The organism is Micromonospora sp. MP36 (genome assembly GCF_008119785.1).
Taxonomy (GTDB): domain Bacteria; phylum Actinomycetota; class Actinomycetes; order Mycobacteriales; family Micromonosporaceae; genus Micromonospora.
Genome location: NZ_VSFA01000004.1, coordinates 152,331 through 175,614, shown reverse-complemented (window position 1 = coordinate 175,614; position 23,284 = coordinate 152,331). Strand labels below are relative to the sequence as shown.

Annotated in this window: 17 protein-coding genes; 8 read left to right on the top strand and 9 right to left on the bottom strand. The window is 74.5% G+C overall.

The genetic code is table 11. From position 1 onward, the window contains the following. Nucleotides 1-68 precede the first annotated feature (68 nt). Both mptB (FXF52_RS07250) and mptB (FXF52_RS07245) read right to left on the bottom strand, forming a co-directional pair. A complete protein-coding gene (mptB, locus tag FXF52_RS07250; RefSeq protein WP_148794672.1) occupies nt 69-1,574 on the bottom strand; it encodes a polyprenol phosphomannose-dependent alpha 1,6 mannosyltransferase MptB in 1,506 nt (501 codons plus the stop codon). Between the two features lie 97 nt (nt 1,575-1,671). Continuing rightward, nucleotides 1,672-3,090 (bottom strand): polyprenol phosphomannose-dependent alpha 1,6 mannosyltransferase MptB, encoded by a 1,419-nt coding sequence (mptB, locus tag FXF52_RS07245; protein WP_187413373.1) that lies wholly within the window; start codon nt 3,088-3,090, stop codon nt 1,672-1,674. A 45-nt stretch (nt 3,091-3,135) separates the two neighbouring features. Between mptB (FXF52_RS07245) and FXF52_RS07240 the strand changes: the two genes are divergently transcribed. Further along, nucleotides 3,136-4,716, top strand: a complete 1,581-nt coding sequence (locus FXF52_RS07240) for a hypothetical protein (RefSeq protein WP_148794668.1) — start codon at nt 3,136-3,138, stop codon at nt 4,714-4,716. 271 nt (nt 4,717-4,987) lie between these two features. Here the strand turns inward: FXF52_RS07240 and FXF52_RS07235 are convergent, their stop codons facing one another. Beyond that, nucleotides 4,988-8,020, bottom strand: a complete 3,033-nt coding sequence (locus tag FXF52_RS07235; RefSeq protein ID WP_148794666.1) for a bifunctional [glutamine synthetase] adenylyltransferase/[glutamine synthetase]-adenylyl-L-tyrosine phosphorylase — start codon at nt 8,018-8,020, stop codon at nt 4,988-4,990. 1 nt (nt 8,021) lies between these two features. Continuing rightward, nucleotides 8,022-8,813 (bottom strand): type 1 glutamine amidotransferase, encoded by a 792-nt coding sequence (locus FXF52_RS07230; protein WP_187413372.1) that lies wholly within the window; start codon nt 8,811-8,813, stop codon nt 8,022-8,024. A gap of 466 nt (nt 8,814-9,279) precedes the next feature. On the opposite strand from FXF52_RS07230, the gene FXF52_RS07225 reads away from it, so the two are divergent. The 3 genes from FXF52_RS07225 to FXF52_RS07215 all read left to right on the top strand — a co-directional run bounded on the left by FXF52_RS07225 (nt 9,280) and on the right by FXF52_RS07215 (nt 12,647). Continuing rightward, complete coding sequence (locus FXF52_RS07225; RefSeq protein ID WP_255471796.1) at nt 9,280-11,070, top strand: transposase; 1,791 nt, start codon at nt 9,280-9,282, stop codon at nt 11,068-11,070. 92 nt (nt 11,071-11,162) lie between these two features. Further along, on the top strand, nt 11,163-12,038 hold the full coding sequence (locus tag FXF52_RS07220; protein WP_148794817.1) for an LD-carboxypeptidase: 876 nt from the start codon (nt 11,163-11,165) through the stop codon (nt 12,036-12,038). Between the two features lie 123 nt (nt 12,039-12,161). Next, the gene (locus FXF52_RS07215; RefSeq protein ID WP_148794660.1) at nt 12,162-12,647 is read left to right on the top strand and encodes a hypothetical protein; all 486 of its coding nucleotides are present in this window, start codon (nt 12,162-12,164) and stop codon (nt 12,645-12,647) included. Between the two features lie 180 nt (nt 12,648-12,827). Here the strand turns inward: FXF52_RS07215 and FXF52_RS07210 are convergent, their stop codons facing one another. The 3 genes from FXF52_RS07210 to glnA all read right to left on the bottom strand — a co-directional run bounded on the left by FXF52_RS07210 (nt 12,828) and on the right by glnA (nt 15,371). Beyond that, entirely contained in the window at nt 12,828-13,202 is a 375-nt protein-coding gene (locus FXF52_RS07210; protein WP_148794658.1) for a VOC family protein, read from the bottom strand. Between the two features lie 90 nt (nt 13,203-13,292). After that, nucleotides 13,293-13,985 carry a YafY family protein gene (locus FXF52_RS07205; RefSeq protein ID WP_148794656.1) on the bottom strand — a complete coding sequence of 231 codons (693 nt, stop codon included), beginning with the start codon at nt 13,983-13,985 and terminating at the stop codon, nt 13,293-13,295. Between the two features lie 36 nt (nt 13,986-14,021). Continuing rightward, nucleotides 14,022-15,371, bottom strand: coding sequence for a type I glutamate--ammonia ligase (gene glnA / locus FXF52_RS07200; protein WP_148794654.1), 1,350 nt, complete (start codon nt 15,369-15,371; stop codon nt 14,022-14,024). 200 nt (nt 15,372-15,571) lie between these two features. Between glnA and FXF52_RS07195 the strand changes: the two genes are divergently transcribed. After that, nucleotides 15,572-17,332 carry an NAD+ synthase gene (locus FXF52_RS07195; RefSeq protein WP_148794652.1) on the top strand — a complete coding sequence of 587 codons (1,761 nt, stop codon included), beginning with the start codon at nt 15,572-15,574 and terminating at the stop codon, nt 17,330-17,332. A gap of 113 nt (nt 17,333-17,445) precedes the next feature. Then, nucleotides 17,446-18,291 carry a 3-methyl-2-oxobutanoate hydroxymethyltransferase gene (gene panB / locus FXF52_RS07190; RefSeq protein WP_148794650.1) on the top strand — a complete coding sequence of 282 codons (846 nt, stop codon included), beginning with the start codon at nt 17,446-17,448 and terminating at the stop codon, nt 18,289-18,291. A gap of 45 nt (nt 18,292-18,336) precedes the next feature. On the opposite strand, the gene npdG is transcribed toward panB, so the two are convergent. Next, nucleotides 18,337-19,035, bottom strand: a complete 699-nt coding sequence (npdG, locus tag FXF52_RS07185; protein ID WP_148794648.1) for an NADPH-dependent F420 reductase — start codon at nt 19,033-19,035, stop codon at nt 18,337-18,339. Nucleotides 19,036-19,126: 91 nt separating this feature from the next. After that, on the bottom strand, nt 19,127-20,590 hold the full coding sequence (locus FXF52_RS07180; RefSeq protein ID WP_148794646.1) for an RNB domain-containing ribonuclease: 1,464 nt from the start codon (nt 20,588-20,590) through the stop codon (nt 19,127-19,129). A gap of 55 nt (nt 20,591-20,645) precedes the next feature. Here FXF52_RS07180 and FXF52_RS41525 point away from each other — a divergent pair, with 55 nt between their 5' ends. Continuing rightward, a complete protein-coding gene (locus FXF52_RS41525; protein WP_187413363.1) occupies nt 20,646-21,698 on the top strand; it encodes a hypothetical protein in 1,053 nt (350 codons plus the stop codon). Between the two features lie 281 nt (nt 21,699-21,979). Next, the gene (locus tag FXF52_RS07165; protein WP_255471782.1) at nt 21,980-23,254 is read left to right on the top strand and encodes a M48 family metalloprotease; all 1,275 of its coding nucleotides are present in this window, start codon (nt 21,980-21,982) and stop codon (nt 23,252-23,254) included. Nucleotides 23,255-23,284 lie beyond the last annotated feature (30 nt).

The window sequence follows — 23,284 nt, the reverse complement described above, 5'->3', positions numbered from 1 at the left end:
ACGCTCCGTCAGCACCGGCCGGGCCGGCTCCGCGACCGCGGGGCCGGCCCGGCCGTCTGCGTACGCCCTCAGCCCGGCCGCCGGCCCCGGAGCGCGCGGACGCCGCGGACCGCCAGCAGCACGATCAGGGCGGTCATCAGGATCGCGCCCGGCGCCTTGGTGAACCGGGCCAGGTTGGCGCCGTCCGGCAGGGTGAGCCAGGAGGCCACGGCGCAGGGCGCCACGAACCAGACGGTCCGGGCCAGCGACCGGGTCACCACCGCGAGCAGCGCCAGCGGCCAGGTCGCGTACCAGGGGTGGAAGACCGGGGCGAGCAGGACCGTGGCGGCCAGCGCCAGACCCGCCCCGAGCAGCGCCACCCGGGGCCGGGCGGCGGCCAGCCGGACCGCCCGCTGCGGGACGTCGTTGAGCTGGCGCAGCCCCATCCACGCCCGCCACCAGAGCGCCACCAGCAGCACCGCGAGCAGCGCCAGCGCGACGGTCCGGACCACCGGCACCGCGTGCGGCTCCTGCCCGAACAGGCCGCCCGCGTAGTCGACCACGAAACCCACCGCGGTCGGCGGCGAGGTCCACTGCTTCGAGTCGCCGCTGTGCGCGAGGCCGCCCACCCAGCCCAGGCCCAGCCCGGCGGCCAGGGAGGTGACCAGCAGCGCCGCCAGCACGCCGCCGGCCAGCCAGCCGGCGTCGCGCAGCAGCGCGCGCCACGTGTAGCGGCCCAGCACCGCGGCGAGCGCGGCGAACGGGAGCACCACCACCGCGACCGCCTTCACCGACACGGCCAGCCCGAGCAGCACCCCGGCCACCACCAGCGCCCGCGGCTTGCCGGGCCGGCGGACCAGCACCAGCAGGCCGAACAGGAGCAGCCCGAGCCCGAGCGCGTCGTTGTGCGCACCGGCCACCAGGTGCACCCCGACCAGCGGGCAGGCCAGCGCCAGCCAGGCCGCCCGCCGGGTCGGTACGCCCACCGCGCGGGCCAGGCCGGGCAGGCAGAGCGCGGCCAGCAGCACCCCGGCCACCGCGATCACCCGCAGCAGCACGATCGCCCCGACCAGGCCGCCCCCGAGCAGCACCGCCAGGCCGGCCAGCAGCACGAAAAACGGCCCGTACGGTGCCGGGGTGGCCCGCCAGATCGGGGTCACCGTGTCGGTCCACGGGCACCCGGCCGCCGCCACCCCGACCCGGTACGGGTCGGCTCCGTGCGTCCACGACCAGCCCTGGCAGGCGTACGAGTAGACGTCCCGGCTGCCCATCGGCGGCGCGGCCAGCAGCGGCAGCACCCAGAGCCCGGCGGTCAGGTACGCCCACCGGGTCGACGGGGCGCCCCAGCGCAGCGACCACCAGGCGCCGACCAGCAGTGCCGTGCCGACCAACCAGCAGCCGAGGGTCCACGGCCCGTGGCTGGCCTGCCACAGGCCGGGGAGGGTGGTGCGCAGCGGGCCGCCGGGCAGCGCGCCGCCCAGCCAGCCGGCGACGGTGAGCAGCACCGCACCGGCGAGCCCGGCGTACCGAGCGACGGCGGCGGCGACGGGCCGGACCGGTCCGTCGGGCACCGCGCCGGGCTCACTCACCGGCATTCTCCTCAGTCTGCGGGTCGACGGCTTCAGGTCGCGGCGCGGCCTTAGACCGGCCGTCATTCGGTCCGGAGCACCGCCTAGCGGCGCGGAGGCCGAATTATGGCCGCAGCCGAGCTGAAGGCGTCGTAGGCGCCCGATCCGCCCGGGCCGACCGTATCAACCGGACGGCCACCACGATCACGAACAGCGTCATCAGGGGGGCACCCGGCATCTTGGTGTACCGGGGTAAACCGGTGCCGTCGGCCAGCACAAGGAAAGACGACACCAGGGCGACCATCGCGAACCAGGCGGTCCGTCGGGCCGTCGCGGCGAGAACGGCCAGGGGCCAGGTCCAGTACCAGGGATGGAAGAGCGGAGACAGCGCGACCGTCGCGACCAGCGCCAGCCCGGCGTGCCAGAACGGGTCCCGGCGGCGGAACGCCCGGAACCACAGCCAGATCAGCAGCGCCCCGAGCACCAGCACGGCGAGCCCTCGGGTGACCGGCAGCGCGTCGATGTGTGCGCCGAACAGCGACGCCAGGTAGCCGACGGTCTGCCCCACCGCGGTCGGCGGCGAGGTCCAGGCGACCACGAGGCCGCCCTGCTCCAGCCCACTGATGAACCCGAGACCCAGGCCCGCGGCCAGGGTCGCCGCGACCATCGCGGCCAGCGCCCCGCCGACCACCCACCCGCCGTGGCGGACCAGCGCGCGGATCCGGTACGCCCCGACGATGGCGGCCAGCGCCGCGAACGGCACCACGACCAGCGCGGTGACCTTGATCGCACCGGCCAGCCCGAGCAGCACGCCGCCCGCCAGCAACGGCAACGGGCGGCCCGGCCGGGCGGCCACCACGGCCAGCCCGGCGGCGAGCAGGCCCACCATGATCGCGTCGTTGTGCGCGCCGGAGATCAGGTGCACGGGCACCAGCGGGCCGGCCAGCGCCAGCCAGAGCGCCCGCTGCGGCGGCACCCCGCAGCGGCGGGCCAGCACCGGCAGGGACCAGGCGGTCAGCGCCACCCCGGCCACGGCGAGCACCCGGAACAGCGCGACGCTGGCGGTGAGCGACCCGGCGGCGGTCACCAGCGCCCCGGAGATCATCACGAACAGCGGCCCGTACGGGGCCGGGGTGTCCCGCCAGATGTACGAGATGGTGTCCAGCCACGGGCAGGGCAGGGCGGAGACGCCCTGTTCGTACGGGTTGATCCCGGCGGCGTAGCTGGCCCCCTGGCAGGCGTACGCGTACGCGTCCCGGCTGCCCAGCGGCGGCGTGATCAGCATCGGCAGCAGCCAGAGCCCGACCGTGACGAGCACCCAGCGAGTCGACGGCACCCGGTCGCGGAGCGACCACCAGGCCCAGCCCAGCAGCGCTGTGCCGGCCAGCCAGGTGCCAATGATCAACGGCCCGTGCGGGCCCTGCCAGATGCTGACGGGGGTGGGGCGCAGGTCGCCGTGCGGCAGCGCGCCGCCGAAGAAGGCGGCCACGGCGAGCAGCACCGAGCCGACCAGCCCGATCCAGCGGGAGAGGTGGTGAGGCACGTCGGACATGCTGCCAGTACGGTGGGTCGCGATCGGGAGGTGGGCATGCGGGGCGGTCGGGTGGTGGCGGTGTCCGCCGCGTCCGCGCTCGTCCTGGGTGTGCTGTACGTCACCTTTCCCCCGCTCGGCTCGGACCTGTCGGCGCAGGTGGCCCGCGCCGGCTTCTTCGCCACCCACGGGCCGGCGCTGGTCGACCTGCACTGGTACGGCGGCGTCCACCCGTGGGGCTACAGCCTGATCTCGCCCCCGCTGATGGCCCTGCTCGGGGTACGCCCCACCGGGGCGGTCGCGCTGCTCGCCGCGGCGACCGCGTTCGCCGCGCTGCTGGTCCGGACCGGGGCGCCCCGGCCCCTGCTGGGCAGCCTGGTCGGGGTGCTCACCATCGCCGGCAACCTGGTCTCCGGCCGGGTGACGTACGCCCTCGGGGTCGCCGTCGGCCTGGCCGCGCTGCTCACCCTCACCCTGCCGGCCGGCCGACGCCCCGGGTGGCCGCGCGGCGTGCTGGCCGGCCTCGCGGCCCTGCTCGCCTCGGCGGCGAGCCCGGTGGCCGGACTCTTCGTCGGCCTGGCCGGCGTCGCGCTGCTGCTCACCCGCCGGTACGCCGACGGCCTGCTGCTGGCCGTCCCGGCCGCCGTGCCGCTGGCGGTGACCGGGCTGCTCTTCAGCGAGGGCGGCTGGATGAACATCAGCCGCACGGACACCCTGCACGCGGTGGTCAGCAGCCTGCTGGTGGCCGCGCTGGTGGCGTACCGGCCGGTGCGGGTGGGCGCGCTGCTGTCGGCGGCCGGGGTGCTGGCCGCGGCGTTGCTGCACACCCCGGTCGGGTTGAACGCCACCCGGCTGATGGTGATGTTCGCGCTGCCCGTGCTGGCGGCCACCGCCCGGCTGCCCGGGTGGCTGACAGGCCGCCTGCCGAACTGGCTCGCGCGGCGGCGGGTGGCCGGCGGAGTCGCGCTGGCCGCGCTAATCGCGGCCGTCTGCTGGTGGCAGCCGCCCGTGGTCGCCGCCGACCTGCGCGCGGACGATCCCACCGCCGATCCGGCGTACTTCGCGCCGCTGCGGGCGGAGCTGGCCCGGCGTGGCCTGGCCGGCCGGGTGGAGGTGCCGCCGACCCGCAACTACTGGGAGGCGGCCCACCTGGGCGAGGTGCCGCTGGCCCGGGGCTGGCTGCGCCAGGCCGACATCGCCCGCAACCCGCTCTTCTTCACCACCGTCCCGGGCGCCGCCGGCACTGGCGTCCCGCTCACCCCGGCGAGCTACCAGGCCTGGCTGGCCGACAACGCCGTCCAGTACGTCGCCGTCCCCGACGCCGAGCTGTCCTGGGTGGGCCGCCCGGAGGCCGAGCTGATCGACGGCGGTCTGCCGTACCTCACCGTGGTCTGGTCGGACGCGCACTGGCGGCTGTACGCCGTGGCCGACCCCACCCCGCTGGTGGGCGCCCCCGGCGAGCTCGTCCGGCAGGACGCGGCCACGGTGACCTTCCGCGTGCCGGGCCCCGGCCGGGTGCCGGTCCGAATCCGGCACGACCGCTGGCTGACCGTCACCGGGGGCGCGGCGCTCACCGCCGACGGCGAGTGGACGGCGGTGACCGTGCCGCGCGCCGGCACCTACACCCTCGGCAGCTGACCTGGCCCCCGCGCTGCTGGCCGCACCCGGCGATGGCCGCCTGCCCGCGTGCCGCCAGGTGGGTCGCCGGCCGCTACAAACTTGATGACGTGAACGACTCACCTCGATCGCACCGCTCCGGCGACGGGCCTCCGCGATCCATTTACGTCATCAAGTTCGTAGGCGGGTGAAGGGTCGGCCGGCGCCTGCGGGCTTGCCGTGGGGACGCCTGTGGAGCTGATGTCGCAAACGACTCAGCGCCCGGCCACCGACGGCCCGCAGCCCCTGGCCGTCAGACCGGGGTGTCCAGCACCCGTTGCATGGCCGCGCGGGAGCGGCGGCCGGTGCGCAGGTACTCGTCGAGGAACTCGCCGGGGTCGTCCCGGCCGAGCAGGCGTACCACCCCCGCCAGCTCGACCCCGTGCCGCGGGAGCTGGTCCCCGGCCCGGCCGCGGACCAGCATCAGCGCGTTGCGGACCTGCGCCGCGAGCGTCCAGCCGGCGGCCATCTCCGCCGCGTCGTCGGGGTCGACCAGCCCGGCGTCCCGGGCGGCGGCGAGGGCGTCGAGGGTACGGGTGTCGCGCAGCGCGGGCAGCCGGCCGGCGTGCCGGAGCTGGAGCAGCTGCACGGCCCACTCGACGTCGGCGAGGCCGCCCCGGCCCAGTTTGGTGTGGGTGGCCGGGTCGGCGCCCCGGGGCAGCCGCTCGGTCTCCACCCGGGCCTTGATCCGGCGAATCTCCACCACCTGTTCGCGGGTCAGCCCGTCGGCCGGGTACCGGACCGGGTCGATCATCGCCTCGAACTCGGCGCCCAGATCCGCGTCGCCGCACACGAACCGGGCCCGCAGCAGCGCCTGCGCCTCCCACACCTTCGACCAGCGGGCGTAGTACTGGGCGTACGCGGCGAGGCTGCGGACCAGCGGACCCTGCCGGCCCTCGGGGCGCAGGTCGGCGTCGACGCCGAGCGGCGGGTCGGGGGCCGGCGCGGAGAGCAGCCGACGCAGCTCCTCGGCGATGGCGTGGGCGGCGCCGCTGGCCGCGCCCTCGTCCAGCCCCGGGGGCGGATCGTAGACGAAGAGCACGTCGGCGTCGGAGAGGTAGTTCGACTCGTACCCGCCGAGCCGGCCCATGCCGATCACCGCGAAGCGCAGCCCGGGCGGCGCCGGCTGCGCGGCCCGGGCGGCCCGCAGCGCGGCGGCCAGGGTGGCGTCGGTCACGTCGGCGAGCGCGGTGCCGACCGCCCGGACGTCGGCGAGGGTGGGCGCCCCGTCCGGGCGTGCGCCGGCCTCGGCGGCACGCGCCGGGCGCGGGGTGAGCACGCCGGCCCGGCTGAGCACATCGGCGCAGGCGAGCCGGAGCAACTCCCGGCGGCGCAGCGCGCGCACCGCCCGGGCGGCCTCGACCGGGTCGTCGTGCCGCCCGGCCGCCGCGGCGAAGCCCTCGCCGAGCACCTCCCGGGGCCGTGGGGTCAGCTCGGTGTCCTCGGCCAGCAGCCGCAGCGCCTCCGGCTCGCGAGCCAGCAGGTCGGCGGCGTACCGGGAGGAGGAGAGCACCCGGGCCAGGCGGCGGGCCACCGGCCCCTCGTCGCGCAGCAGCCGCAGGTACCAGGGCGTGCTGCCGAGCTTGTCGGAGACCTGCCGGTAGTTGAGCAGACCGCGGTCCGGCTCCGGCGCGTCGGCGAACTCGCTGAGCAACACCGGCAGCAGGGTGCGCTGGATGGCGGCGGTGCGACTCACCCCGCCGGTGAGGGCCTCGAGGTGGCGCAGCGCCCCGGCCGGGTCGGCGAACCCGAGGATCTCCAGCCGGTGCCGGGCCGCCTCGGGGGTCAGCCGCAGCCCGTCGGCCGGCACCCGGGCCACCGACTCCAGCAGCGGCCGGTACAGCAGCTTCGCGTGCAGCCGGCGTACCTCGGTGGCGTGGGTGACCCACTCGGCGCGGAACTCCTCGACGGCGCTGCGGCCCGGGGTGGCCTGGTAGTCGAGCGCGGCGGCCAGCCAGCGCAGCGCGGCCGGCTCGGTCGGCACGGTGTGGGTACGCCGCAGGTGCTGGAGCTGGAGCCGGTGCTCGACGGCGCGCAGGAAGCGGTAGCCGCGCAGCAGCGCCTCCCCGTCGGCCCGGCCGACGTAGCCGCCGGCGACCAGGGCGCGCAACGCCGGGATGGTGCCCGGCGCCCGCAGCGATTCGTCGCCCCGGCCGTGCACGAGCTGGAGCAGCTGGACGGCGAACTCGATGTCCCGCAGCCCGCCCGGACCCCGTTTGATCTCGCGTTCCAGCTCCTTCGGCGGGATGTTCTCGATGATCCGGCGGCGCATCGCGCGGACGTCCTCGACCGCCTCGGGCCGTTCCGCCGCGGTCCACACCAGCGGCGCGAGCTGGTCGATCCATTCCCGGGCCAGCGCCAGGTCGCCGGCCGCCGGCCGGGCCTTGAGCAGCGCCTGGAACTCCCAGGTCCGGGCCCAGCGCCGGTAGTAGGCCAGGTGGCTGGCGAGGGTGCGCACCAGCGGGCCGCGGTTGCCCTCTGGGCGCAGCGCGGCGTCGACCGGCCAGGCGACCAGCCCGCAGACCTCGATCAGCCGGGTGGCGACCTGGGTCGCGGCGGTCAGGTCGTCGTCCTCGGCCGCCACGAAGATGACGTCCACGTCGGAGACGTAGTTCAGCTCGTCGCCGCCGGCCTTGCCCATCGCCACCACGGCCAGCCGGGGCCGGGACGCCCCGCCGGGCAGCTCGTCCACGGCGATCCGGTAGGCGGCGGCGAGGGTGGCGTCGGCGAGCGCGGAGAGCGCCGCCATGGTCTGCTCCAGGCCGCGCCCGCCGGTCAGGTCGGCCGCCGCGATCCGCAGCAGCGCCAGCCGGTACGCCTGCCGCAGCACGGGAACCGGGCCGGTGGCGGCGGTCAGCCGGGCGGCGGTGGCCAGGTCCAGCCGACCGTCGGCGCTGGGGGCGAGCCCGTCCGGTGCGGTTGCCAGCACGGTCCACTGTTCCGGGTTGGCGACCAGATGGTCGCCGAGCGCCGACGAGGCGCCCAGCACGGCGGTCAGCCGGCGGCGCAGCCCCGGGTCGGCGTACAGGGCGCCGAGCACGGCCGGCTTGCCGCTGACCCGCCCTTCCGCCTCGACGAGCCGGTGCAGCTGGCGCAGGGCGAGGTCCGGGTCGGCCGCCCGGGAGAGTCCGGCCAGCAGCTCGGCGGCCCGCTCGTCGGTGGGCTCCTGGGTGTCCGGCCGCCACAGTCCCAGGCCGTCCGGACCGAGCAGGTCGGCCGCCCGCGCCCGGCCGTCGCCCTCGGCGAAGCCGTACCGGGCGAGGCGGCCCCTGATCGGTCGGGTCATCTCAGTGCCCGAGCAGCGGCAGGCTGCGGCGCGGGGCGTCGTCGTCCAGCTCGCCGAGGGCGAGGGCGGCGAACCGGACGGCGAACGGCTGCCAGACCTCCTCGACGTCGGCCATCACCCGGTCGCAGGCGGCCACCACCAGCTCCGGGTCGTAGCCCAGCTCGGCCAGCAGCGTCGAGTCGCGTGCCCAGTCGGCGATCATCGGGGTGTCGCACTCGATGTGGAACTGCAGCCCCCAGGCCCGGTCACCGAGCCGGAACGCCTGGTGCGGGTAGCGGGTGGAGGCGGCGAGCAGGGTAGCCCCGTGCGGCAGCTCGGTGATCTCGTCGGAGTGCCACTGGAAGACGTCCGGCATCAGCGGCACGTACCGGAAGAGCGGGTCGGTTTCGGCCGCATCCCGCTTGCCGACCACGGCCGGCCCGACCTCCGGCCCGGACGGGCTCCGTTCGACCTGCCCGGCGTGCGCGGCGGCGAGCAGTTGCGCGCCGAGGCAGACGCCGAGGGTGGGGACGCGCTGCCGGACCGCCTTGCGCAGCAGCCCCTCCAGGGCGGGGAACCAGGGCGCGCCGGGGCTGCCGTCGGGCAGCGGGTACGCCTGCTGCTCGCCGCCGAGCACCACCAGCGCGGCGTACCCGTCGAGGTCGGCGGGGAGCTCGTCACCGGCGTGCGGGCGGAGCACCCGCAGCTCGATGCCCCCTTCGCGGAGCCACTCCCCCAGTCGGCGGAGGTCGTCGGTCGGGTCGTTCTCGATCACCAGCGCGGTCGCCACGACGTCGAGGCTATCCGGTGGCAGCGGGCACGGCCGGAACGGCTCGGCGCACGGCATGGCCGCGGGCCCTGTCAGTCTTTCGATCAGGGGATGACGTTGTTGGATGATTGGCGCCGCGGTGTGAGTGGGATCGCCAGGCATGATCGGAGATGATCCGGCCGCTTCTATCGAGGGCCGGGTGATCACGTCGGGTACGGGCCGGTATACGCCGTCGGCGAGGACTCGGCGGGGTGGCTCGGCTCGCACTGGCAGGAACGCGGCTGGTTTGGTCGGACCCCGCGGGTACGGTCCTGCTCGACGAAAACCGAGCGCCCGGGCGGCGGGAAGGTTGGCAATGAGTTCTGTTGCATCCCCGTCTGCGCCTGCCTCTCGGCGGACGCGGGGCAGGTCGAAGGCGAGGAACTGGCGGCGGGACCCGGATGGCCCGTGCGCAGTGATCCGCCTGGGCCTTGACGCGTCGAATAGCCGGTCGCGTGCTCGGTTGGAGCGGATGTTCGCCGCGACGTTTCAGTTGCGGCGGGCGCTGCAAGCGCAGGCCCGGTCGCGGGTGGACGCGTTGTGGGCGGCGTCCCGGCTGCGTGAGCGTGATCTGGCGGGAGCACGTGCGCGGTTCGAGCTGACACGTGCGGCCCTGGAGGCGGCTGCTTACCGGCATGTCGAGGCGGCCGGGTGGTTGCGGCATCACGTGACCAACGCCATCGCGATGCACCTGGCCGACGAGGTGTGGCAGACCTGCGACCGTCATCTGTTCCCGGACAGGTCGGGCAAGCGGGCGGGCAGGCCGAGGACCGGCACTTGGTGGGACCACCGCCGTATTCCCGGCCGGGCCAGGTCGCACACGAAGCCGCGCACATGGGAGACGTTTCGGCTGGTCGGCGGTTTGGATGCGCACGCCTCCGCCTACCCACCGCGTCAACCCGACTCCGCGCTTTCCCAGCCCCGCGTGATGCCGACCCCGCCACGCCCTCTGAAGGGCTGGTGGGAGTACGACGGGCCCCTCGCCATCGTGTTCACCGGCCTGCCCGCAGGCGACCTGGTCCTGCCCGTCCGGTTGCCTCAGGGCGCAGGCCAGTGGGCGCGCCTACACCATTTCCTCGCCGATCCGACCCTCTGGCACAAGATCGATCTGGTACGGGTGGAAGACCATCGTGCGTGCGGTGGCTGGCGCTACTACGCGCATCTGATGATTCTGGGCTCTGGGTGGACGAGTCCGGCTGTCGCGGCCAACCGTAAAGGCGCGCCACGGGATCGGGTCGCGGGGGTGGATGGGAACGTCAGCAACCTCGCCGTCGTCTCCATGCCCGCCAGCCCCTCCACCGACGGTGGACTTGCCAGTGACCATGTGGCCGTCACGCCTGAGCAGCGGGCAGCAGTCGAGAAAGCCCGACTGGCCGCCCGCCGCCGGCAGCGAGCCCTTGATCGCTCCCGCCGGTCGTCGAATCAGGCGCAGTACACGTTGAGCGTTCGGCAGGCCAGACGGGCTCGCCGCCGCCGGGAGGCGGGCCTGCCCGAACGGGCGGCAACCACCCCGGCGGGCACCCGGGTCAGTGACGCGGCCGGCCATCCGAAACGCGCCTACCGGCGGGATATGCTCAGCACCACCTACCGGCGGGTCCGCGCGCAGCACGCGCAGGACTCTCGCGCGATGTCGCAGGCGAAACAGCATCGCGCTCGCGACATCGCCCGCACGATCGTTACCCGGCACGGCAGCCACCTGACCGTCGAGCACACGGACATGCGGGTATGGGCGCGACGATGGGGACGCGGGATCGCCATGTTCAGCCCCGGCCAACTCGTCGCCGCCCTGCACGGCGAGGCCAGAGCCGCAGGTGGACGGATGCTGCGTGCCGGCACCCGGCAGACAGCTTTGTCGCAGCGCTGCCCCTGCGGGCACCGACAACGCAAACCCCTGTCCCAGCGCGAGCACAACTGCCCCCACTGCGGGCTGATCGGCGACCGGGACCTGGTGTCGGCGGCGATGGCCGCATGCGTGCGCTTGACCGACCCGGACGACCCGAGAACCGCCTACCTTGATGAGACTTCCGTTGCCGCACTGCGGCAACGGGTAGCAGGGCAGCAAGAGGCCCTGACCCGGTCAACCGCACCCACCCCCACAACGGCGGCAGGGACGGCAGCCACCCCTGCGGTGGCCTCTGCCGGGCAAAGACCACCCGCACCCGGACGTGCCACCCCCGATGAGACCCGCCCGACTACGGGCGGGACCACGCGGCACACACATCCGACCCCGCGGAACGCCCGCCCACAACGGGTACGGTCGTGAGCCGTAACCGACTCAACTCTTAGGCTGCCGTCGTGCCCACCGACGACGACCAGTGCCTACGCTCACCAGTCCTGCGTCCCGGCGACACCGTGATGCTGGTGTCGCCCTCCGGCCCGACCCGTCCCGAGCGGGTCGCCCGCGGCATCGAACTGCTGACCGGCTGGGGGCTGCGCCCGGTGCTGGCGCCGAACGCGTACGCCCGCCAGGGCTACCTGGCCGGCGGGGACGAGTTGCGGGCCGCCGACCTGAACACCGCCTTCGGCGACCCCGAGGTGCGCGGGGTGATCTGCACCCGGGGCGGCTACGGCGCGCAGCGGGTGGTCGACCTGATCGACATGGCCGCGGTACGTCGGGACCCGAAGGTGGTGGCCGGCTTCTCCGACATCACCGCGCTGCAGTTCGCGCTCTGGCGGGGCGCCCGGCTGGCCAGCGTGCACGGCCCGGGGGCGGCGTGGCTGGACGAGCGCACCCCGCCCCGCTCCGCGGAGTCGCTGCACGCCGCGCTGATGACCAGCGAGCCTGTGACCGTCGAGGCGGTGCGGGAGGAGGAGACGTACCCGGTCCGGGTGCCCGGCCGGGCCGAGGGCCGGCTGCTCGGCGGCAACCTCTGCCTGATCACCGCGTCGATCGGCACTCCGGACATGCCGGACCTGACCGGGGCGGTGCTGCTGATCGAGGAGGTGCAGGAGCCGCCGTACAAGGTCGACCGGATGCTCACCCACCTGCGCCGCTGCGGCGCCCTGGCGGGGGTCGCCGGGGTCGCGGTCGGCCAGTTCACCGAGTGCGCGGACGGCTGGGACACCGCGGTCACCGACGTGCTCGCCGAGCGCCTGGGCGACCTCGGCGTGCCCGTCCTCGGCGGCCTGCCGATCGGGCACGGCGTCGGCCAGCTCACCGTCCCGGTCGGTACCCCCGCCGTCCTCGACGCCACCGCCGGCACCCTGACGGTCTCCCCCGCCGTCCGCTGACCACCCGCCCTGGCCCGGCGACATCGGATTTTCAGCGCGTTGACAGGGTCGCCACGGGTTCTCCCCAGCTCCACCCGTCACTGTCGGTGACGTCAACGCACCCCCACCGAACTGGAGAACCGCATGATCCGCAAGATGTCGAGGAAGCACATGCTGGCCGGCCTGGCCGCCGCCGGGGTGCTCGGCGTCGGGATCGCCGCCCCGACGGTGGCGCTCGCCGACGACAAGAGCCCGAGCCCCAGCGCCAGCACCAGCACCGACCAGGGGACGGACCGGCAGCAGCAGCGGGCCGACCGGCAGGCCGCGTTCGCCGAGGCCCTCGCCAAGGAGCTGGGCGTGTCGACCGACAAGGTCACCGCCGCGCTGGAGAAGATCCGCGAGCAGCACCAGGGCGACCGGCCGGAGCGGCCGTCGACCGAGGACCGGCAGGCGTGGCAGCAGGAGCGGCAGGCCCAGCTGAAGGAGCGGCTGGACCAGGCCGTCAAGGACGGCAAGCTCACCCAGGAGCAGGCGGACGCGGTGCTCAAGGCCGTCGAGGCCGGCGTCTTCCCGGGCCCGGGCGCGGGCGCGCGCGGCCACCACGGCGACTGGGGCATGGCTGGCAAGTGACCCGGGTGGCCCCGCCGTCTCCTCACCGGCCGCTGTTCCCTCCCGGCCGGACCTGCCGGCGGGGCCACTCCTTGACTCCTCACCGGGCACGTTTCCCGCAGCTTTGGGTGCGGTTGTTGTCGTCGGGGCGACAACAACCGCACCCAGAAGCGACCGGAGACGCGCGACGGGCGGCCGGGGTCAGGCCGCGGCGGGCGGGGTGAAGACGCCGAGGTGGTTCCCGGACGGGTCGAGCAGGTGCGCGAAGGTCAGCCCGCTCGGCGCGGTCCGCAGCGGCACCAGGACCTTGCCCCCGGCGGCCTCGGTCCGCCGGCAGGTCTCCGCCACGTCCGCCACCTCGGCGTAGAAGATCGCGTAGTTCGGCGAGCCGCCGCCGGTGGCCCGGATCGCGCCGCCGATCCCCTGCTCCCCGCCGGCGGTCGTCACCCGGTACGACCCGCCGTTTGCCGCGCCCTGCTCCTCGAAGGTCCAGCCGAACAGGTCCGCGTAGAAGCGCTCGACCTCGTCCGGGCGGTCGGAACCGATCTCGAACCAGGTGATGGGCGTGCTGGACATGCTGCCTCCTCGTCGTGCCGGCCGGTCGGCCGTCGTCAGGAAGCAGCCTCACCCCACTGCGCGACAGCGTCCTGTCGGTGTTTCCCGGACTCACACCAGACTGAGCGGGCGGACCCGCTCGTGGGGGATGTCGAGGTCGCCGGGGTGCAGCTCCCGGGTCACCGGCTCCGCCAGCGGGTGCACCGAGCGGATCCGGTCGGTGCGGAAGCAGCGCAGCCCGTCGCGGAGCCGGCACCAGGCGACCAGGTACCAGTGCCGGGGGCTGCCGAGGTAGCCCAGCGGCTCCACGTCCCGCACCGAGTCGGCGCCGGCGCGGTCGGCGTACCGGAGGCGGAGCACACGGCGCGCGGTGACCGCGTCGGCGACGGAGGCCGGGACGGGGGTGGCCGGCCCGTCGCCGATCAGGTGCACCCGGCCGGCCAGCCGGTGCGCCTCGGCGGCGTCGGCGGCCGGCATCACCGCGACCAGCTTGCGCAGCGCCGCGCCGGCGGCCGGGGCGAACGGCGTGCCGGCCAGCCGGTGCAGCGCGACGGCCATGGCGACCGCCTCGCCCGGGGTCAGGTTGACCGGCGGCAGGGTGCGCGCCCGGTCCACCACGTAACCGCCGGTGCGGCCGGGCTCGGCCCAGATCGGCACCCCGGCGCCCTGCAGCGCGGCGATGTCCCGCTCGATGGTCCGGGCGCTCACCTCGAAACGCCGGGCCAGCCAGCTGGCGCTGCGCGGCCGCGGCGACACCGCCCGCAACTCCTCCACCAGCGCGTAGAGACGGTCCGTGCGGTTCACCCAGGGAGGCTATGCCCGGGGTACGACAGGACGGCTCTACAGCGAGAGGTAGCGCTGCCGCTCGTACGGGGTGACCTCGCGGCGGTACTGCTCCCACTCGGCCCGCTTGTTGCGCAGGAAGAAGTCGAAGACGTGCTCGCCGAGCACCTCGGCGACCAGCTCCGAGCCGGCCATCACGTCGATCGCCTCGGCCAGGTTCTCCGGCAGCGCCTCGTAGCCCATGGCGCGGCGCTCGGCGCTGCTCAACGACCAGACGTCGTCCTCGGCGCCCGGCGGCAGCTCGTACCCCTCCTCGATGCCCTTGAGTCCGGCGCCGAGCATGACCGCGAAGGCCAGGTAGGGGTTGGTCGCCGAGTCCAGCGAGCGCACCTCCACCCGGGCCGAGTTCGGCTTGCCGTAAGCGGGCACCCGGACCAGCGCGGACCGGTTCAGGTGGCCCCAGCAGACGTACGCCGGGCTCTCGGTGATCCGGTCCGGCAGCGCCTGCGGGAAGAGCCGCTTGTAGGAGTTGACCCACTGGTTGGTGACCGCCGTGTATTCCCGGGCGTGGGTGAGCAGCCCGGCGATGAACGACTTGGCCACCTTGGAGAGCTTCATCGGGTCGCCGGCGTCGTGGAACGCGTTGCGCTCCCCCTCGAACAGCGACAGGTGGGTGTGCATCCCGCTGCCCGGCTGGTCGGTGAAGGGCTTCGGCATGAAGCTGGCCTGCACGCCGGTGGAGAGGGCCACCTCCTTCACCACGTGCCGGAAGGTCATGATGTTGTCGGCGGTGGTCAGCGCGTCGGCGTACCGGAGATCGATCTCCTGCTGGCCGGGGGCCACCTCGTGGTGGCTGAACTCCACCGAGATGCCGATCCGCTCCAACGCCAGCACGGCCTGCCGGCGGAAGTCCCGGGCCACCGCGTGGGTGGTGTGCTCGAAGTAGCCGCCGGTGTCCACCGGGGTCGGCACCGAGCCGTCCTGCGCGCCGTCCTCCAGCAGGAAGAACTCGATCTCGGGGTGGGTGTAGAAGGTGAAGCCCTTCTCCGCCGCCTTGGACAACGCCCGGCGCAGCACGTGCCGCGGATCGGCCCAGGACGGGCTGCCGTCGGGGAGCAGGATGTCGCAGAACATCCGGGCGCTCTCGCCGCTGACCCCGCCCTCGAAGGGGAAGACCTGGAACGTGGTCGGGTCGGGCATGGCGACCATGTCGGACTCGAAGACCCGGGCGAAGCCCTCGATCGCCGAGCCGTCGAAGCCGATGCCCTCCTCGAAGGCCGCCTCCAGCTCGGCGGGGGCCACCGACACGCTCTTGAGCGTGCCGAGCACGTCGGTGAACCACAGCCGGACGAACCGGATGTCCCGCTCTTCCAGCGTACGGAGGACGAACTCCTGCTGACGGTCCACTTCCACCCCTCGCGACACGTACGTCCGGCACCGGGCCGGGCCGGCCCGGGCCTGACCGCCCAGTCTCCACCGGCCTGGTTACGCCGACGTTACGCGACCACATCGGGACTGTCCCGCCGTGTCCCGCCCCGGCGACGGGTGGCCCGCGTCTCCCACGTCCGGCCGGGTCGGGCCCGTCCCGCTGGGGCAAGATGAGGGACATGCCCACCGTGCGTCTCGCCCTCTGCCAGGTCAACCCGACCGTCGGCGACCTCGCCGGCAACGCGGAGCTGATCCGCGCCTGGAGCCGCAAGGCCGCCGACGCCGGCGCTCAGCTCACCCTCTTCCCGGAGATGATGCTGACCGGCTACCCGGTCGAGGACCTGGTCTTCCGCCGGTCCTTCGTCGCCGCCTCCCAGGCCGCGCTGCGGCAGCTCGCCGCCGACCTGGCCGCCGACGGGCTCGGCGACCTGCCGGTCGTGGTCGGCTACCTGGACGCGGACGGGCCGCCGCAGGTCAGCGGCGACGCCCAGCCGGGGCGGGGGGCCCGCAACGCCTCCGCGCTGCTGCACCGGGGCGCGGTCGTGGCCACCTATTTCAAGCACCACCTGCCCAACTACGGCGTCTTCGACGAGGACCGGTACTTCGTCCCCGGCAACACCCTCGAGGTGGTGCGGATCGGCGGGGTGGACGTCGCGCTGACCATCTGCGAGGACCTCTGGCAAGCCGGTGGCCCGTTCGCGGTGGCCCGGCAGGCCGGCGTCGGGCTGGTGGTCAACATCAACGGCTCGCCGTACGAGCTGAACAAGGACGACATCCGGCTGCCGCTGGTGCGCCGCCGGGCCGCCGAGGCCGGCGCCACCGTCGTGTACGTGAACATGGTCGGCGGCCAGGACGAGCTGGTCTACGACGGCGACTCGATGATCGTCGCCGCGGACGGCGCGCTGCTCGCCCGGGCGCCGCAGTTCGTCGAACACCTGCTGGTGCACGACGTGGAGCTGCCGCCGAGGAAGGAACAGGTCGACGGGGACCAGGACCTCGGCGGGATGCGGGTGGTCCGCACCGAGGTCAGCGACGGCCTCCCGCCGGCCGCCACCGGCGCGGTCGCGGTCGGCGGCATCATCGAACCGGTCGCCGACGAGGCCGAGGTGTGGCAGGCGCTGGTGCTGGGCCTGCGCGACTACGTCAACAAGAACCGGTTCCCCTCGGTGGTGCTGGGCCTCTCCGGCGGAATCGACTCGGCGGTGTCGGCCGCCATCGCGGTGGACGCGCTCGGGCCCGAGCGGGTGGTCGGCGTCTCGCTGCCCAGCCAGCACTCGTCGGAGCACTCGCGGGCGGACGCCGAGGAGCTGGCCAAGCGGACCGGCCTGGACTACCGGATCGAGCCGATCCAGCCCATGGTGGACACCTTCCTGGCCAACATGTCGCTCTCCGGGGTGACCGTGGAGAACCTCCAGGCGCGGGTCCGCGGGGTGATCCTCATGGCGCTGTCGAACCAGGAGGGCCACCTGGTCCTCACCACCGGCAACAAGAGCGAGCTGGCGGTCGGCTACTCGACCCTCTACGGCGACTCGGTGGGCGGCTACAACCCGGTCAAGGACGTCTGGAAGACGCTGATCTGGCGGCTGGCGAAGTGGCGCAACGCGGACGCCGAGCGCCGGGGCGAGACCCCGCCGATCCCGGAGAGCTCGATCGGCAAGCCCCCGTCGGCCGAGCTGAGCCCCGGCCAGCTCGACAGCGACACCCTGCCCGACTACGACGTGCTCGACCCGATCCTGATCGGCTACGTCGACGGCGACCTGGGCCGGGATGGGCTGATCGCCTCGGGCCACGACCCCGCGGTGGTGGACAAGGTGCTGCGGATGGTGGATACCGCCGAGTACAAGCGCCGGCAGTCCGCGCCCGGCACGAAGATCTCGCACAAGGCGTTCGGGCGGGACCGCCGGCTGCCGATCACGAATCGCTGGCGCGAGCACGGCTGAGCCCACCCGGAAGTGAATTCCTCCACTCCGCCCTGCCGCAGCCCGGTCGTCCGGTGGGACGATCGCGGCGGAACCCGGGGACCGCGAACGCGGCCTCGAGGAAGGAGAGAGTCATGGTGGAGTCCACCCCGACCGAGGTGACCGCCCTCTACGGCGGGCCGGCCACCCGACGGATCCGTACCCGCGACCTGATCGCCGCCAAGGAGCGCGGCGAGCGCTGGGCGATGCTCACCTCGTACGACCAGTACACCGCCTCGATCTTCGACCAGGCGGGGATCCCGGTGCTGCTGGTCGGCGACTCGGCGGCGAACAACGTCTTCGGCTACGAGACCACCCTGCCGGTGACCGCCGAGGAGCTGCTGCCCCTGGTCCGGGCGGTGGTCCGGGCCACGAAGCACTCGCTCGTCGTCGGCGACCTGCCCTTCGGCTCGTACGAGGAGGGGCCGGCGCAGGCGCTGCGGACCGCGGTGCGGTTCATGAAGGAGGGCGGCTGCCACGCGGTGAAGCTGGAGGGTGGCCGCCGCTGCGCCGCGCAGATCGAGGCCATCGTCGGCGCCGGCATCCCGGTGATGGCGCACATCGGCTTCACCCCGCAGAGCGAGCACACGCTGGGCGGCTACCGGGTGCAGGGCCGCGGCGACACCGCCGAGGAGGTGATCGCCGACGCCCGAGCGGTCGCCGAGGCGGGCGCGTTCGCGGTGGTGCTGGAGATGGTGCCCGGTGAGGTGGCCAAGCGGATCACCGCCGAGCTCCGGATCCCGACCGTGGGCATCGGCGCCGGCCCGGACACCGACGCCCAGGTGCTGGTCTGGCAGGACATGGCCGGACTGCGGACCGGCAAGGCACCGCGCTTCGTCAAGCGCTACGCCGACCTGGCCGGCGCGCTGACCGACGCCACCCGCCGGTACGCCGACGAGGTGCGCGACGGCCAGTTCCCCGCCGCCGAGCACACCTTCTGAGTACGCCGGGCGGTGCGGCTGCGGCCGCACCGCCCGCGCTCCGGCTCAGAGGTCGGTGACCCGGATGCCGGCGTGGGCCTTGTAGCGCTTGTTGATCGCGATGAGGTTCGCGGTGAACGCCTCGATCTGGTGGGCGTTGCGCAGCCGGCCGGCGTAGATGCCCCGCATGCCGGGAATCCGGGCGGCGAGCGCGGCGACCACCCCGACCAGTTCGCGGTCCTCGGTGCAGATCAGCACGTCCAGGTCGATCCGGTCGATCTCCGGGTCGGCCAGCAGCGGCGCGCTGACGTGGTTGAACGCGGCGCAGACCCGGGACTCGGGCAGCAGCCGGGCGGCCTGCTGCACGGCGCTGCCCTCGGCGACGGCGAGGGCGTACGGGCCCTGCTTGTCGAAGCCGAGCGGGTTGACACAGTCGACCACGATCTTGCCGACGAGCGGGCCGGCGAGGGCCGCGACGATGTCGGCGTGCCCGTCCCACGGCACCGCGATGATCACCACGTCGCTGCGGCGGGCCACCTCGTCGTTGTCCGCGCCCGACACCACCCCGCCGGCCGGTACGCCGGGCAGGGCGGCGATCTCGGCCGCGGCCTGCGCCGCCCGATCGGCGGAACGGGACCCGATCAGGACGGTCTGCCCGGCCCGGGCGAACCGGTAGGCCAGACCCCGCCCCTGGTCGCCGGTGCCACCGATGATGCCGACGGTCAGCCCGGAGACGTCGGGCAGCGCGGTCGCGTCGTAAGCCATGCGAGCATCCTCGCAAACCGCGCCGCCCGCCAGCACCGTGCACGGCTGTGACAATCCCCGCTGCCCCACCCCATCCGCGGACCCGCGGCGGTCAGGCGCGTTCGAAGAGGACCTTGCGGTGGGTGGGGTCGGCGGTGACCAGGCGGACCGGGACGCGCTCGCCGAGCGGCAACTCGCCGACGCAGCGGGCGCGCACCGGCGGCTCGTCCAGGGCCACCATGCCGCCGGGCGGGCGACCCGGCCGAGTGGTCCCGTTCCCGGCCTGCCGGGGCAGCTCGGTGGCCGCCCGGGGCTCGTCCACGTCCAGCACCGCCGCTTCGAAGGTCTCCCCCACCCGGTGCTCCAGCAGCACCGCCTCGGCCAGTTCCACCGCGCCCCGGGTGGCCGCCGACGCGGTGCGGTCGGTGGCCGCCATCACCTCGGGCAGCTTCGGCAGCGCGGCGCGGGCCCAGTCGGGCACCTCCCGGCCCTCGTGCAGGGCCAGGCAGACCTCGGTCGCGTACCGGTCGGCGAGCCGGCGCAGCGGCGCCGTGACGTGGGCGTACGCGGCGGCCACCCCGCCGTGCGCCGGCTGCTCGGGCAGCTCCCCGTCGAAGGCGGTGTACGCGGCCCCGCGCATCAGCTCGGCCGCCTGGTCGATGAAGGCGGCCGACCGGGGCTGGGAGGAGTCCAGCCCGGCGAGCACCTCACCCACCGACATCCCGGCCGGCCAGGAGACGCCCAACGGCCCGGCGGCCAGCCGCAGCCGGTCGACCGCGTCCGGCTTCGGCGCGGGCATCGTCCGCAGCAGCCCGATCCGGCCGGCGAGCATGATGTCGGCGGCCGCCATCCCGGTGAGCAGGGAGATCTGCGCGTTGTGGTCCTCCATCGGGCCGGGCCCGCGCAGCACCAGCCGCCAGCCGTCGCCGTCCGGCTCGACGTCCTGCTCGGGCAGGGGCAGGTTGACCGCGCCCCGGCGCAGCCCGCGGGCGGTGAGCAGGGCGCCGAGCTCGGGCAGCAGGGCGATCGGCTCGGGCAACCGACCGGCGTCGGCGGCGAGCTGCACGCCGACGTAGTCGAGCTTGGCCCGGCTGCGGACCCGGGCGCGTTCCACCACCACGCCGACCGTGCCGCCGTCGGCGTCGAGGTCGATGGTCCAGAGCACCGCTGCCCGGTCGGCGTCGGGCAGCAGGCTGGCCGCCCCCTCGCTGAGCGTGTGCGGGTGCAGCGGCACGTTGCCGTCGGGCAGGTAGACGGTCTGCCCGCGGCGCCAGGTCTCCGCCTCCAGCGCGCCGCCGGGGCGTACGTGGGTGGCGACGTCGGCGATGGCGTAGCGGACCCGGAAACCGCCACCGGGACGGCGGGCGAGGTGCATCGCCTGGTCGAGGTCGCGCGAGGTCGCCGGGTCGACCGTGACGAACGGGACGTCGGTCCGGTCGGCGACGGCCGGCAGCGGCGCGGCGGCCGCCTCGTCGGCCTCGCGCTGCGCCGCGGCCGGGAAACCCTCGGGCAGTCCCAGCTCACGGCGCAGCGCGCCGAAGTTGATGCGGGGCGCGAGTACGCGTCGGATCACCACGCGGTCAATCCTGACAGCGCGGCGGCCGATCCGCCCACCGGCCGGCGGCTCCAGCGTGGCGCCGGTCAGCGGCGGCCCCGACCGTCAGCCGGCTGCCCTGCGGGTGCTGGCCGGTCTGATCGTCGAACGGCCGGCGGCGACCCTCGTGCCCGCGGGTTTCCGCGCGGCGGTGAGTCGTTTGTGGGTGGCGGTCGAGGTACTCGTCCTGGCCTCGATCGGGCCCACCGACGACGCCGCGGAGGTTGTCTTCCTCGCCGCCGCCCTGCGCGCGGTGGCCGCCGAGGAGCTGCCGGTCGCCTTCCTGGCCGGCGCCTTCTTCGCCGCTGCCTTACGGGCGCCCCCGGTCGGGCGGGTCGGAGCGGCCTTCGCGGCGGCGGTCTTCTTCGCCGCCGCCTTCCGCGCGGGTGCCTTCTTCGCAGGCGCTTTCCTAGCGGGAGCCTTCTTCGCCGCGGTGACCTTCTTGGCGGCGGCCTTCTTCGCGGGAGCCTTCTTCGCCGCGGTGACCTTCTTGGCGGGGGCCTTCCTGGCGGGGGCCTTCTTCGCCGCGGTGACCTTCTTCGCGGGGGCCCTCTTCGCGGGGGCCTTCTTCGCCGCCGCAGTGACCTTCTTCGCGGGCGCCTTCTTGGCCGCCGCGGTGACCTTCTTGACGGCGGCCTTCTTCGCGGGCGCCTTCTTGGCGGTGGTCTTCGTGGCCGGCGCCTTCTTCGCGGGCGCCTTCCGCGCCGCCGACACTGCCTTTCGGGCGGCCGCCTTCTTCGCGACTGCCTTCTTCGCCGGGACCCGGCCGGCACCCGCACCCGAGGCGTTGGCGGACGCCTTGGTGACCGTCGCCGTCCTGGCCGTGGCCGCGCCCACGGTCCGCCTGGCTGCGGTGGTCTTCTTCGCGGTCGTACGTCTGGCGGCCGGGCGGGTGGTGGCCTGCTGTGCTTCGGCCATCTCGGTTCCCTCCTTGGGGACGTGCTCTCGCCCTCGCGGAGCACGGATCACCTCGACGCGGGCCATCCCGCGCCGTCTACCTGTCCTCCCCGGCCCAACGGGCGTCCTCGGCGTCCCACGCTTCGTTCCGCTCCCGCACCGTCTGCAGGGCGTTCTCCGCGTCGGCGGCTGAGGCGTACGGTCCGAGAACGTGCTTCGCGGGGCACACGTCGGCATCGGTCTCGACCCGGTGGTGTCGCGTGCACCAGTAGTAGTGCCCGCCACTTCCGTTGTCGCTCATGCGATCACTGTGCACCGCGAAGCGTCCGGCCGCCACCGGAACGCCGCAAATAGTCCTGATGTTCTCCACAGTAGACCTGCCGGTCCAGCTCGGGGCGAAACGGGCGAAGCCGGCAACGATTCCGCTGAACGGCCGGTGCCACCGGCGTCCGGTTCCCGGCAGGATCGGCGCTCGTGATCATCACGAAGGCCGGTACGGGGACCTGCCCGGAGTGCGGGGCGGCGACGGTGTCGATCCACGCCGCGATGCCGTGGTGCACCAGGTGCGAGTGGAACCTCGACGGCTACGACCGCACCCGCCAGGCGCCGGAGTTCGGCTGGGCCTGGGTCGACCGGCGCACCCACCGGCTCGCCACCCGGCTGACCCGGCAGCAGTACGCGGCGCTGCTCGACCGCCCGCTGGAGTCGGCCGGCCTCGGGCCGGCCGGACTGGTCACCGCCGTGGCGTCGCTGCTGCTGACCGCCGGCGTGCTGGCGCTCGCGGTCATCGGCGGCTGGCTGCTGTTCGCGTACCCGTTTCCGAACTTCGCCGTCGTGTTCGGGCTGGCGCTCATCGGCCTGGCGGTGGCGCTGCGGCCCCGGTTCGGCCGGCTGGACCCGGGCCTGGAGGTGCTCTCCCGGGAGCAGGCACCGGAACTGCACGCGCTGGTCGAGGAGGTGGCGACGGCGATCGGCGCGCCGGCGCCGCACGTCATCGGGGTGGACGGCAGCCGCAACGCGTACGCGACCTCGGTGGGGCTGCGTCGGCGTCGGGTGCTGGCCCTCGGGCTGCCGCTGTGGGGCGCGCTGGGCGGCCAGGAGCGGGTCGCGCTGCTCGGCCACGAGCTGGGCCACTTCGTCAACGGTGACGTCCGCCGGTTGCTGGTCACCCAACCGGCGCTGACCATGCTGGGCAACGCCGCCGACCTGTTCCGCCCCACGCCCGGCACCCGTGCCGGCGGGCTGCTGGAGATGATCGGTGAGGCGCTGGGTCGGATGCTGTCCTGGGTGTTGTCCCGGCTGCTCTTCGCCGGTCACCTGCTGCTCATGGTGACGGCGTTGCGGGACAGCCAGCGGGCGGAGTACCTGGCCGACGAGATGTCCGCCCGGGCGGCCGGCACGGCCGGGGCGACCCGGGCCCTCGATGTCCTGCTCAGCCTGGACTCGGTCACGCTGTCGGTCCGCCAGGGCGCCCGGGGCGGACACGGTCCGGCGACGTGGCGGGCGGGGGTGGCCCGGTCGCTGGACGCCGCCGCCGACCGGCTGCCGCTGGCGCGCCAGCTCTCCGTCCGCGAGGAGACGTCGCTTTTCTCGTCGCACCCGCCGACCGGCCTACGCCACCGGATGCTGTCCGCCCGGCCCTGGCAGGACCCGGCGGTACGGCTCGACGACGACCGGATCGCACGCCTCGACGCCGAACTGGCCCGCCACTACGAGCGGGTGGGCCGGATCATCAGCTGGTCCGCATGAGTCCGGCCGGGCTCGCCCGCTGTGGTGCAC